This is a genomic window from Nitratireductor basaltis, from assembly GCF_000733725.1.
Classification (GTDB): domain Bacteria; phylum Pseudomonadota; class Alphaproteobacteria; order Rhizobiales; family Rhizobiaceae; genus Chelativorans; species Chelativorans basaltis.
The window spans coordinates 233,884-246,416 of the sequence record NZ_JMQM01000002.1; the positions used below are offsets into that span (position 1 = coordinate 233,884).

The window sequence follows — 12,533 nt, forward strand, 5'->3', positions numbered from 1 at the left end:
GAAACGAAGGCTGGCGGGGCTGGAACCAATTACGGCCCTTGCTCTTTGTTCATGAGAACTGTAAAAGGGCGCTTCCTTCCTTTTCACGTCCGGCTCGGTCTTTACCCGCAGCAAGAGACGCGTCGCGCCACAGGCGCCCTTATTCTCCATTCCTATCCATCCAGAGTCCGCACCATGCAGGAAATGAAACTCCAAGAGCTGAAAAGCAAAACGCCAACCGACCTCATTGCGTTTGCTGAGTCTCTCGAAGTTGAGAATGCAAGCATCATGCGCAAGCAAGAGCTTATGTTTGCAATTCTCAAGAAACTCTCCACCCAAGACTTCGAAATCATTGGCGAAGGTGTGGTGGAAGTTCTTCAGGATGGTTTCGGATTCCTTCGCTCTGCTTCAGCGAACTATCTTCCGGGCCCGGATGATATCTACATTTCACCATCTCAGATCCGGCGCTTTTCGCTGAAAACCGGTGATACTGTTGAAGGTCCGATCCGCAGCCCGAAGGAAGGTGAACGTTATTTCGCCCTTCTGAAGGTCAACACGATCAACTTCGAAGATCCCGAGAAGATTCGTCACAAGATCCACTTCGACAATCTCACGCCGCTTTATCCGGACGAGCGGCTCAGGATGGAGCTGGAGAATCCGACATCCAAGGATCTCTCCGCCCGTGTGATCGATCTGGTTGCGCCTCTGGGCAAAGGCCAGCGCGGCTTGATCGTTGCGCCGCCGCGCACCGGCAAGACGGTTCTGCTGCAGAATATCGCCCATTCCATCACGTCAAACCATCCGGAATGCTATCTCATCGTTCTCCTGATTGATGAGCGTCCCGAAGAAGTGACCGACATGCAGCGGTCCGTGAAGGGTGAGGTGGTTTCCTCGACCTTCGACGAACCAGCATCGCGCCACGTGCAGGTCGCCGAGATGGTGATCGAGAAGGCGAAACGGCTGGTCGAGCATGGGCGTGACGTTGTCATTCTTCTCGATTCGATCACGCGTCTTGGCCGCGCCTACAACACCGTGGTGCCTTCCTCCGGCAAGGTTCTGACCGGTGGTGTGGATGCCAATGCGTTGCAGAGGCCCAAACGCTTCTTCGGTGCTGCCCGAAATATCGAGGAAGGCGGTTCGCTTACCATCATTGCAACGGCACTGATCGACACCGGCAGCCGTATGGATGAAGTCATCTTCGAAGAGTTCAAGGGCACGGGCAACTCCGAAATCGTCCTCGATCGCAAGGTTGCAGACAAGCGTATCTTCCCGTCCATCGATATCCTCAAGTCCGGTACTCGTAAGGAAGACCTTCTCGTTGCACGGCAGGATCTGCAAAAGATCTTTGTCCTGCGCCGCATCCTTGCGCCGATGGGTACGACCGATGCCATCGAGTTTCTCAGCGACAAGCTCAAGCAGACGAAGAGCAATGGCGAGTTCTTCGATTCCATGAATACCTGAGCCGCTAGCCTAAACGAGCTCAAGTGAAGCGCATCTGGGAAACCAGGTGCGCTTTTTTCGTCGGCTAATTAACCCGAATGGCATCGCGAAGCTTGGTTTCGAGCGCTTCGGGACCCCGGAGAGGGGGCAGGCATCGCGTTGGCTGGCACAGATAAGCGGTCTCGCTGTCTGCGATTAGCTCCATACCGGCCGCCATGGTTGCTGTTCCGGGTGCAACACGAACATCAATCCTCCGCAGATCCGGAAGCCTTGCCGCCAATCCTCGCATGGTTGTGTTCTGGGCGGGAAGCAGCAGCTTGTACTGAGTGCGCGCCATCGTTGCCGCAAAAATGATGCCGGCCCGACCATAGGCTTGCTCACGGCTCCTGCTCAACGCCTCCACGGCGACAGCGTCAACATGCTCCTGCACGTCCAAATTGCCCGTAACGGCAGCCAATTGCGACAACGCCAATATTATCTGGGCTGTGGCAGACAGCACCGCCTCGTCAGCATCCCCACGGATGCGCAGGGGTATGTCTTTCCGGTCCTTCGCCTGCAGAAAATAGCCGGTCCCTTGCTCATCAAGAAAGTCTTCCCGCAGCACCGCGGCAAATCTTGTCGCGTCGTGAAGATAGGTCTCTTCAGCCGTACTGCTATAGAAAGCCAGAGCGGCGCTCATCATGGAAGCGAAGTCGGAGGAAAGTCCCTGCCTGACCCTGCCGTCCTGGAGGATCACGTGAGGCAGACGATGATCGTCCGATTTCGCCAAAATCGCGGCATAAGCGCGTTCTGCGGCTTTCACCCATTCGGAATTCCCGAAAACGGTTCCTGCACGGGCAAGCGAAGCTATCGCCATTCCATTCCAGTCGACCAATATCTTGTCATCGCGACCGGGTGGCGTACGCAAAGAGCGCCTCGCCAAAAGCTGCTTGCGAAGTTTCCCGAGTGTTTCATCTTCAACACTGTCCGCCTTGCGCAACAATATCGGATCACCTTCCCAGCCCGTTGGGGCAGCAAGATCGAAGTAGCTGCCGAAGGCGTCCCGTTCTTCCGCCAAGGCTTCTTCGATCTCATCTTGGGTCCAGGTATAGTAAGAGCCTTCGCCACCTTCGGAATCAGCGTCCATGCTTGCGGCAAATGCGCCGTCTTTCGTGGTCATGTCTCTGACAAGCCACTGAACCGTCTCCTCGCAGCGGCTTTTGAAAAATTGATCACCCGTTGCGGTGTAGCAATGCGTCATGAAGTCGATCAGATAGCTGTTGTCGTAGAGCATCTTCTCGAAATGGGGCACCATCCAGAGTGCATCGGTGGAGTAGCGGGCCATCCCTCCGGCAACGTGATCGTATATTCCGCCACGCAGCATCCTACTCCATGTCTGCAGGACATGGTCGCGGCTGGTGACGTCTCCATGCTCAAGCCAGTGCATCCACTGCATGTAGAGGAATGGAGCGTTGGGAAATTTGGGCGCTCCCTTCAGACCCCCGTTAATTGTATCGCTCATTCCTTTGATGCGTTCAGCCATTGCGATCAGCAGCTCATCTGGATCCTGATCGTCGTTCCAGCCGGACTGAGGTGCAAGCGTGCTGCGGACATAGTCGTGCAGTTTGGCAGCTGCGTTTACGAGCTTGTCCCTTTCATTGCTCCAGGCACGATTTACGGCCTGCAAAACGTCCATGAAGCCGGGTCGGCCATATCTTGCGTGCTTGGGAAAATAGGTTCCGCCCCAAAACGGTTTCGCATCCGGCGTCAGAAACATTGTCAGCGGCCAGCCGCCCTGTTCGCCCATGGCGCCAAGTGCGGCCATGTATGTCTGGTCGATGTCCCCGCGTTCCTCGCGATCAACCTTCACATTGATGAAATTGGCATTCATCAGCGCAGCGACTTCGGCGTCCTCGAAGCATTCATGCGCCATCACGTGGCACCAATGGCAGGCAGAATATCCAACTGAAAGAAGGATGGGCTTGTTCAGCTCCCTGGCTTCCTCTAATGCCTGCTCACCCCAGGGCCGCCAATGGACCGGGTTATCCTTGTGTTGGCGAAGATATAAACTACCTTCGCGATCGAGAAGGTTCTCGTTTTCCATTTGATCAGCCCATCTATGTCTATTCGAAAGGTAGCGCGCTTTGCTTCCGAGACAAAATGCGAGCGACACAATCTTTGCGCTTTCGACGGGTCAGCTTCCGTCAGGGGTCGCGGTCATACGCATTTCCGGGAATGGAGCCTTCAACGCGATCCAGAAGCTTTGCGGGGTTGTCCCCGAGGCCCGCGTCGCGCGATTGGTCACTATCCGGGATGAGGTCGGCGAAGTTGTCGATCAGGGACTTTGCCTTACCTTCCCTGCCCCTCGAAGCTTCACCGGGGAAAACTGCGCGGAATTGCAGGTTCATGGCGGACGGGCTGTCGTGAACAAGCTTCTGCAATGTCTTGCTGCGCTTCCCGATCTACGGATTGCAGAGGCCGGCGAGTTTTCCAAGCGAGCCTATCTGAACGGCAAGCTTAATCTGACCGAGGCTGAAGCGCTCGCCGACCTGATTGACGCGGAAACAGAGGCGCAGCGCCAATTCGCTCTGAGCAACCAGACCATGGCCCACGAAAGGCTATATGATCAGTGGCGTGAGAAGCTTTTGCATATCCGCGCCTATATGGAAGCCGAACTCGATTTCGCTGATGAAACAGATGTGCCGGATGATGCAGCATCCTGGATATGGAACGACCTTGAGGATCTGCACTCCGCCATTCGAGCTCATATTGAAAGTTATAGAAGTGCAGAGATCATCCGCGAAGGGTTTCGGGTAGCCTTGATAGGCGCACCCAATGCAGGAAAGTCGACGCTCCTGAATCATCTGGCCAAACGGGAAGCAGCGATTGTTTCAGAAATCCCAGGTACTACGAGAGATGTGATCGAGGTCCAACTGGAGCTCGATGGCTTCAAGGTGATTCTGACCGATACTGCAGGCATCAGGGAGGATGCCGACGAAGTGGAGGCGATCGGTATCGAACGCAGCCTCAAGGCTGCGGAAGATGCACACCTAATCCTGCATCTCATTGATGGCTCCAACCCGAGAAAGGTTCGGGAACATGGGGATGCCGACCAGATCGATGTCTATACCAAGGCAGACATCGCCACTCCGGATGATGGCTGCATCGCGATTTCCACCCACCGCAATATCGGGATTCAAACACTACTGGATGCCATGGTGGCGGCCTGCCGCCGTTCCACTTCCAGTTTGAACAGTGTCAGTCCTTTCCGTCTCAGGCATGTCAGGGAATTGGAAAAGGGTGCGGCAGCTATCAATCGTGCGCTGAACCAGCCGAGGGACCTGCTGGAACTTTCGGCTGAGGAGATGCGCGAAGCGTCGGATGCCCTCGCCCGGATATGTGGCAGGTCGGACGTCGAAGAAATTCTCGGAGCTATCTTTTCGAGTTTCTGCGTTGGCAAGTGAGGATTCACGTGAAACACCAACCTCAATCATCTTTGCTGACTCACGTGAAACACATGCAGTGAACTTTCGCTGACTCACGTGAAACATTTCCGGCAGCTAATCCTCCGTTTCACGTGAAACGCCTGTCTTGACCGCGCCGTATTCGCAGGCCAAAACGTGGCGAGTTTCTGGAGATCCCAATGGATAGAACTTTCGACGTCATCGTGATCGGCGGTGGTCATGCGGGATGTGAAGCCGCTGCTGCATCCGCCCGTTCCGGGGCGAAGACCGCGCTGCTGACCCTGAGCGCCGCTACAATCGGCGTCATGTCGTGCAATCCCGCGATCGGCGGAATCGGCAAGGGCCAACTTGTGCGAGAAGTCGACGCCCTGGATGGGCTAATGGGACGCGTGGCTGATCAGGCGGGAATTCAGTTCAGGCTCTTGAACCGCCGTAAGGGACCTGCCGTGCGCGGTCCGCGTACTCAAGCCGATCGTCGTCTATACAGGGAAGCGATGCAGGCCGCGCTCGCGGAACAATCGGGTCTTGAGATCGTCGAAGGCGAAGCGCGCGCGCTTCTCTTTGAGGGCGGCCGCATTTCGGGCGTCGAAACCGCAGAAGGCGCGCTGAGTGCCGGGGCTATTGTACTCACGACAGGAACTTTTCTTCGTGGGCTCATACATATCGGCGACCGCAATTTCGAAGCGGGTCGTATGAACGAGCCGGCAGCGAAACAACTTTCCGCTTCGCTGGAACGATTTGGTTTGCGTCTGGGTCGTTTGAAAACAGGCACCCCACCACGGTTGGACGGGAAGACGATCAACTGGGATATCCTGGAGAAGCAGGAAGCCGATCCCGACCCGGTACCGTTCTCGCTGTTGACCGAAAAAATTTCAGTTCCTCAGATAGCTTGCGGGATAACTCGTACTACCGCACGGACGCACGATATCATCCGAGAGAACATGCATCGATCGGCGATGTATTCGGGAGCTATCGAGGGTGTGGGCCCGCGTTACTGCCCTTCCATCGAGGACAAGATCATGAAATTTGGTGACCGCGACGGTCATCAGATCTTTCTCGAACCAGAGGGTCTGGACGACAACACGGTCTATCCAAATGGTATCTCGACTTCACTTCCGGAAGACGTCCAGAACGCATTGCTAAAAACCATTCCCGGCTTGGAGGAGGCTGTTGTCATTCAGCCTGGCTATGCGATCGAGTATGATCATGTGGATCCCCGCGAGCTTTCCCACTCTCTTGAATGTCTTAAGGCAGAAGGTCTGTTCCTGGCGGGTCAGATAAACGGTACGACCGGCTACGAAGAGGCTGCTGCTCAGGGCATTCTTGCCGGTATCAATGCAGCGCGGCGAGCAAGCGGTGCCGATCCAGTCGCGCTTAATCGCGCTGAAGCCTATATAGGCGTGATGGTTGACGATCTTGTTCGGCGTGGTGTGTCCGAACCCTATCGAATGTTCACTTCGCGTGCAGAATTTCGGCTGACTTTGCGTGCCGACAATGCCGATCTGAGGCTCACACCATTGGCACAACAATGGGGTTTGTTGGGCAGTGAGCGCTCAGAACGTTTTGCCACGCTTTTACGTGACCTGTCGGCTGCGCGCGAGATTGCAAAAGCTCATAGCCTGACACCAAATGAAGCCGAGAGCCACGGCATAAAGCTGAACAAGGACGGGGTTAGAAGAACCGCGGTTGATCTGCTTGCACAGGTTGATCTGGATGTGTCGCGGCTGGCGCAGATATGGCCGGCTTTTCGGGAGATTGATCCTCATATTGCGGAACTTTTGGAGACGGAAGCCCGCTACTCGGTCTATCTCGAACGGCAACAGGCGCAGGCGGCTGAGTTGCGCAGGAACGAGAACGCTGCTCTGCCTTCCGGTCTCGACTACAACCAGATTGTCGGTCTTTCTAATGAGCTGAAGTTCAAACTGGAGAGGAATCCTCCGAAATCCGTGGCAGAGGCAGAAGCGATTGAAGGTATGACACCAGCAGCGCTAGGCCTCATCATTGCAGCCGCGCGAAAGGCTTCCCTGGAGAGAGTTGCTTGAACAGTCGGTACGAAGCCCTTGTCAAGATAGCCGGACCAGTTTCACGTGAAACATTTGACAGGCTGCTGGCTTTTGAACAGAAATTCTTGCACTGGTCGAAAAGCATAAATTTGGCTGCGCCGTCTACGCTCCCTCACATCTGGGAGCGGCATATTCTGGACAGCTCTCAACTCGTGACTCACGTGAAACATGCCGATAGTCTTGTAGACATAGGTTCCGGCGGAGGATTTCCGGGTGCCATTCTGGCGATCATGCTGGCCGACAGAACCCAGGTGCACCTGGTCGAGAGCAACCGCAAGAAAGCATCGTTCCTGAACACGGTTCTCCATGAACTGGGAACGCCGGCACAGGTGCATGCCAAGCGGATTGAAGACAGTTATGATCTGGTTGGGCGGGCCGATGTGGTAACTGCGCGCGCTCTGGCTCCGCTCAAACTCCTGTTGGAGCTTGCATCGCCCTGGATCTCAGGTGGAGCTTCCGCATATTTCCATAAAGGACGGGATTACCAACAGGAAATCGCAGAAAGCGATACCTTGGACAGCTACGATCTGTTAATACATCAGGACCTGGTTACGAAAGAAGGCGTGATTCTACAGCTTTCAAAGAAGCAGCAGCCAGCTGCGCCGGGCGGTGAATAGACGAGCAGGTGTTGCTGATCTATGGATAAGTCCACACGCATAATCACGGTTGCCAACCAGAAGGGTGGAGTGGGAAAGACCACCACCGCCATCAATCTGGCCACTGCATTGGCCGCAATTGGCGAGCGCGTGCTCGTCGTTGACCTGGATCCGCAGGGTAATGCCAGTACGGGGCTCGGGATTGATCGTCAGGCGCGCCAGCTTTCGTCCTATGATGTTCTTACGGGCGGTGCCGACATCCCCGCAGCGGCCATGGAGACGGCAGTTCCGGGTTTGTCCATCGTTCCGTCCACCCTTGATCTTCTCGGCATCGAGATGGAGATTTCCGAGGCTCCCGACCGCGTGCTGAAGCTGCGCAACGCGCTGCGGAATTCAGGTCCCTTGGAATTCAGCTATGTGCTGATCGATTGTCCGCCATCCTTGAACCTCCTGACACTCAATGCAATGGCAGCGGCAGATTCAGTCCTTGTTCCGCTCCAGTGTGAATTCTTTGCGCTGGAAGGTCTGAGCCAGCTTCTGGAAACGGTCGAGCAGATCCGTGGGTCAATCAACCGACAGCTTGGCATCCAGGGCATCGTCCTGACAATGTATGACCGACGGAACAATCTCGCCAACCAGGTCGTAGAAGATGTCCGCGCCTATATGGGAGAGGCTGTCTACGAGACCGTTATCCCGCGCAATGTGCGCGTTTCGGAAGCTCCGTCATATGGAAAGCCCGCTATCCTGTATGACCTGAAATGCTCCGGCAGCCAGGCCTATCTCCAGCTGGCTTCTGAAGTTATCCGTCGTGAACGCCGCCTGCAGGCTGCATGATTTTTGTATTGAGGCAAGTGACAAGCAATGAATGAAGATCCCTCACGCAAACGTCTTGGTCGCGGGCTAGCAGCGCTGATCGGCGAAATGGACAAACCCGATGCGCCGGAACAGGCACCGGTACGGGCCGATCGCTCGGCACCGATCGAATTCGTCTCGCCCAATCCACGCAATCCGCGGCGTCATTTTGCTGAAGAAGATCTGGAAGATCTGGCGCAGTCCATTCGTGAACACGGAATAGTCCAACCGGTCGTCGTGCGCACGGCCGCACAGGGACGTTACGAGATCATCGCAGGTGAACGCCGTTGGCGTGCAGCTCAGAAAGCGGGCCTGAACGAGGTCCCGGTGATCATCCGCGACGTGGATGACAAGGCTGCCCTGGAACTCGCGATAATCGAGAATGTTCAGCGGTCCGACCTCAATCCGTTGGAAGAAGCCCGCGGCTACCAACAGCTGATGGACGAGCATCATTATACGCAGGCGGATCTCGGTCAGGTCATTGGCAAGAGCCGTAGCCATGTCGCGAACACGCTGCGGCTGCTCAAGCTGCCAGAAGCGGTAACGGATATGATCCTTGACGGGCTTCTGACGGCGGGACACGCGCGCACGCTCGTCAATGCCGAAGACCCAGCAGGTCTTGCCAAGCGCATTGTCGAGGAGGGCCTGTCCGTGCGTCAGGCCGAGGCCTTGATGAACGAACCGGATATGTCCGTCGCGCCCAAGGAAAAGACGAAACGGGAAAAAGACGCGGACACGGTGTCGCTCGAGAAACTCCTGACGGATACGACCGGTCTGAAAGTTGCAATCAATCACAAGGCCAAAGGCGGTGAAGTTCGCATCGCCTATAAGAGTCTTGAGCAGCTGGATGAGCTTTGCAGGCTTCTGCAGCGCTGATCTTCCTTCCGGAGGTCAACGACAGCAACGGGCTGACGATCGTTTGTGCAAACAGCGAGGAGCTTTGGCGCGACCTGGACAATCCGCGCTGGCTTGCGACCGGGTTCTTCTCCGAGCAGGACTGCAGGTGAAGATGCCAGAGGCGCGTTGGAGTCTGGCCGGCGCAGCTCTTTCGTCGACTAATTAACTTCGCTGCCCGACCATAATCGATCAGCGCGCTCTGCGGGCTTCCACGGCCAGAGCCAGCAACGTTTGTCGGCTAATTGCATCTGACAATGCCTGGTTCTGTCTGCTTTTCAGGATACCGGCCTGAAGGCGTGCAGCCGCTTGGTGAAGCCGATCCAGACTCCATTTGGAAAGTGACGCTTCCACCGCCGCTTTTCGTGCAAAAAAGACCGGCGGGCGCGCGGAAGCAATTGCTGCACTTGCTGACTTGCCTTCATTCTCGACCTGGCCGCGCAAGAGCAGAAGAAGGTGAACCTGCCTCAATGCGGCCGACAGGAGCAGAAAGGCGGGGCTGCCGGACGATATGTGTCTTGCATAAAAGCGGTCGAACCGCTCCATCTGGCCGGTGAGGACGGCATCGACGGCCTCGTCTGCAGGGCTTGCAGCGACATCTCCGATCACGGCTTCGATATCCTCGGCAAGTACCTCCGTATTGCCATGGCAATAGAGCGCCAGTTTCTCCAGCTCGCTGCGCGATGCCATCCGATCGCCCCCAAGGCTCGCCTTGAGCAGCTGGCGCGCATCCGTGGAAAGCCGTAGGCCGGCTGATGACATCACTTCCTCGATGAGCCCATCGAGGTCTCGTCCACCATCGGCATAGCAGGGCAGCGCCATACCGGCGCCTGACCGTTCGACGGCACCGCGAAGGGGAGCGGTCTTCTTGAGATCGCCACCCTCTATCAGGACCAGGCAGTCCTTCGGCGGCTCGTCGAGCAGCGCCTTGACCTCTGCGACAAAAGATACGCTGTTCCCCGCGTTGCGCACCCATACCAGCCGCTTGTCAGCGAACATCGGCACCGTGCGCACTTCATCACCTAGTCGCCCTTCCTGCTTGTCGGTTTCGCTGCCATCCAGCTTGATGACCGTGAACGGGTCGTCGAGCGGCAAACCCGTAGCCAGCGCGAATTTTTTCGCGCGCTCGCTCACGAGACCTCGGTCCGGCCCATAGACCAGGACAATCACCGCCGCGGCGTCCGGGCGGGTCAACCAACGGTCTACTTCATGCGCTTTCTTCTGTGCCATGGAGCTTGCTTAGCCCAGCCATTCGCGTGGTGGAAGTGCGGGCGATCCATTATCTGACCAGCTCCTTGGCCAAGCATTCTCGATGCCTGGCGCTTGATCAGGCCGTCCCGTACGGTTATCTGCAATCGAGACAAGTCAATGACAGCGGCGAAACCACCGTCTGGAGGTGCCAGAGGCCGGTCGGAACAGGGAACTCGTATGAACAAGCGGAAGATGCGGGAATTCTCCCGCCGCCACTGGTTCCCCGTCAGCGGCTTTTTTCTCTCGGTCTTTCTAGCTGTCTGGTTCAGCTTCACCTTCCTGGCAGAGGCGATCTATTTCAACGATGATCGTCACCAGGACGTCGTGCTGAAGCCATGGATGACACCACGCTATGTGGCGTTGTCCTACGATCTGCCACGCGAGGTGGTTTTTCGGGCCTTGGAACTGGATCCGCAGGGGCCACCTCAGCGGCTTAGGCTCGGTCAGATCGCACGAATGAACGGCATGACAATAGACGAACTGACGCTGCGTCTGCGTGAAGAGGCTGCAGAGTATCGGGAGAATGCAAGTGACTGAGATCGTTCTCGGGCTGATCCCGGTCTATGGCCTCTTCGTGATTTTCGTCATCGTGTTTCTGGCATGCACCGGCATCCCGATGCCATCCTCCATCGTCGTCTTGACTGCCGGCGCTCTGGCTGCAGCAGGCGACCTCGTCTTGTGGCGGGTTTTGCTCGTGGTGATCTGCGCCTACCTGCTTGGGGATCAGATCACATACAATGCGGGACGCATCTGGGGGCCGGGACTGATTGCGCGGCTTCGGCGAGTGAAGAGACTGCGTCCTGCGATCGAGCGAAGCGAGACCCTCCTCCAGAAGCATGGCCTGCTGGCGATCTTCATCAGCCGCACGATCCTGAGCCAGGCGGGCCCGTATGTGGGCTATGTGAGTGGATCGCTTGAGATGGGTTGGCGCACTTTCACCGCCATAGCTGTGCCGGCAGCCATATTGTGGACGCTGGCCTATGCGCTGCTTGGCTACATTTTCGCAGGCGAACTGCCGCAGGTATCGGACCTTGTTGCGGCAATGCTGCTTGTCGGCGCCGCTTCGTTGTCGGCACTTGCTTTCGCTGTCTGGATCGCCTTGCTGTGGCGGCGGTTCGAACCAAGTTCGGATGAAGAGGCAATCTCGACCGGCATAGCGCAGGAATAGCTCTCAAAATCACCCGCAAAAACACAAAAGCCGCGGCGAACCGCGGCTTTTTGCGTTTGGAAACTGGAGCGGGCGATGGGATTCGAACCCACGACCCCAACCTTGGCAAGGTTGTGCTCTACCCCTGAGCTACACCCGCTCGCCAGCGGTGAATACCGCGAGCGGCGCCTATATGGCTGAACTCGGAGGGGAATGCAACAGGGAAATTCATGCGAATTTCACATTGGTTCAAATTTCACGCGGGCATCCAGCTTTCCACTTGTAGCACATCGCCTGCGCAGGCTTGAATTTCAGGCAGTTCTGGCTGAACTAGGAGTTCAAGAGGGATAGGAAAATGTCTGACAGAAGCGCGCTGCTCTTCGAAAAGCTCAAAGAGCTCTCCATCGAGGTGAAAACCTACGTGCATCCACCGCTGCACACGGTCGAGGAATCACAGGCACTGCGTGGAACGATACCGGGTGCGCACACGAAGAATCTTTTCCTGCGTGACCGGAAAGACCGGCATTTTCTGGTTACTGCTCTTGAAGACGCCGAGATCGATCTGAAGAGCATCCACACCTTGATCGGTGGTTCCGGCCGTGTGTCTTTCGGCAAGGCTGATACCATGGAAGCATGGTTGGGTGTGCGGCCGGGCGCTGTCACACCGTTCGGTGCGATCAATGACCGCGACGGTCATGTGAAGGTGATATTGGATGAAGATCTGGTGAAGCATGACATGGTCAACGCGCATCCGCTGCATAATGAGGCAACCACCAGCCTGAAGACGCAGGACCTGATTCGGTTTCTGGAAGCTGTGAACCATCCTCCCGCAATCTTGAAAGTCTCGCTTTGATCGCCACTTCTGCCT

The 12,533-nt window shown here is 56.5% G+C and carries 12 protein-coding genes and 1 tRNA gene; 10 read left to right on the forward strand and 3 right to left on the reverse strand.

The genetic code is table 11. The features are described 5' to 3' along the window. The first annotated feature begins 174 nt into the window (after window positions 1-174). Entirely contained in the window at window positions 175-1,440 is a 1,266-nt protein-coding gene (rho, locus tag EL18_RS13510) for a transcription termination factor Rho (protein ID WP_152553062.1), read from the forward strand. Window positions 1,441-1,504: 64 nt separating this feature from the next. Here the strand turns inward: rho and EL18_RS13515 are convergent, their stop codons facing one another. Then, window positions 1,505-3,502: a thioredoxin domain-containing protein gene (locus EL18_RS13515; RefSeq protein ID WP_036485371.1), complete on the reverse strand. Its 1,998-nt coding sequence runs from the start codon at window positions 3,500-3,502 to the stop codon at window positions 1,505-1,507. Window positions 3,503-3,542: 40 nt separating this feature from the next. On the opposite strand from EL18_RS13515, the gene mnmE reads away from it, so the two are divergent. The 6 genes from mnmE to EL18_RS18415 all read left to right on the forward strand — a co-directional run bounded on the left by mnmE (window position 3,543) and on the right by EL18_RS18415 (window position 9,380). Next, on the forward strand, window positions 3,543-4,862 hold the full coding sequence (mnmE, locus tag EL18_RS13520) for a tRNA uridine-5-carboxymethylaminomethyl(34) synthesis GTPase MnmE (protein ID WP_036485373.1): 1,320 nt from the start codon (window positions 3,543-3,545) through the stop codon (window positions 4,860-4,862). A 179-nt stretch (window positions 4,863-5,041) separates the two neighbouring features. Next, on the forward strand, window positions 5,042-6,904 hold the full coding sequence (gene mnmG / locus EL18_RS13525) for a tRNA uridine-5-carboxymethylaminomethyl(34) synthesis enzyme MnmG (RefSeq protein WP_036485375.1): 1,863 nt from the start codon (window positions 5,042-5,044) through the stop codon (window positions 6,902-6,904). Beyond that, window positions 6,901-7,542, forward strand: a complete 642-nt coding sequence (rsmG, locus tag EL18_RS13530; protein WP_036485377.1) for a 16S rRNA (guanine(527)-N(7))-methyltransferase RsmG — start codon at window positions 6,901-6,903, stop codon at window positions 7,540-7,542. Before mnmG ends, rsmG begins: the two co-directional genes overlap by 4 nt. A gap of 21 nt (window positions 7,543-7,563) precedes the next feature. After that, complete coding sequence (locus EL18_RS13535; RefSeq protein WP_036485379.1) at window positions 7,564-8,355, forward strand: ParA family protein; 792 nt, start codon at window positions 7,564-7,566, stop codon at window positions 8,353-8,355. 27 nt (window positions 8,356-8,382) lie between these two features. Then, a complete protein-coding gene (locus EL18_RS13540; protein WP_036485381.1) occupies window positions 8,383-9,249 on the forward strand; it encodes a ParB/RepB/Spo0J family partition protein in 867 nt (288 codons plus the stop codon). Further along, entirely contained in the window at window positions 9,228-9,380 is a 153-nt protein-coding gene (locus tag EL18_RS18415) for a glucan biosynthesis protein (RefSeq protein WP_152553063.1), read from the forward strand. The genes EL18_RS13540 and EL18_RS18415 overlap by 22 nt, the downstream gene beginning before the upstream one ends. A gap of 79 nt (window positions 9,381-9,459) precedes the next feature. Here the strand turns inward: EL18_RS18415 and holA are convergent, their stop codons facing one another. Beyond that, window positions 9,460-10,497, reverse strand: a complete 1,038-nt coding sequence (holA, locus tag EL18_RS13545) for a DNA polymerase III subunit delta (RefSeq protein ID WP_036485387.1) — start codon at window positions 10,495-10,497, stop codon at window positions 9,460-9,462. 198 nt (window positions 10,498-10,695) lie between these two features. Between holA and EL18_RS13550 the strand changes: the two genes are divergently transcribed. Then, the gene (locus EL18_RS13550) at window positions 10,696-11,055 is read left to right on the forward strand and encodes a hypothetical protein (protein WP_036485390.1); all 360 of its coding nucleotides are present in this window, start codon (window positions 10,696-10,698) and stop codon (window positions 11,053-11,055) included. Beyond that, the gene (locus EL18_RS13555) at window positions 11,048-11,686 is read left to right on the forward strand and encodes a DedA family protein (RefSeq protein ID WP_036485393.1); all 639 of its coding nucleotides are present in this window, start codon (window positions 11,048-11,050) and stop codon (window positions 11,684-11,686) included. The genes EL18_RS13550 and EL18_RS13555 overlap by 8 nt, the downstream gene beginning before the upstream one ends. A 64-nt stretch (window positions 11,687-11,750) precedes the next feature. Here EL18_RS13555 and EL18_RS13560 read toward each other — a convergent pair. After that, window positions 11,751-11,825: transfer RNA gene (locus tag EL18_RS13560), tRNA-Gly, on the reverse strand. Window positions 11,826-12,020: 195 nt separating this feature from the next. Here EL18_RS13560 and EL18_RS13565 point away from each other — a divergent pair. Next, window positions 12,021-12,518: a prolyl-tRNA synthetase associated domain-containing protein gene (locus tag EL18_RS13565; protein WP_036485396.1), complete on the forward strand. Its 498-nt coding sequence runs from the start codon at window positions 12,021-12,023 to the stop codon at window positions 12,516-12,518. Window positions 12,519-12,533 lie beyond the last annotated feature (15 nt).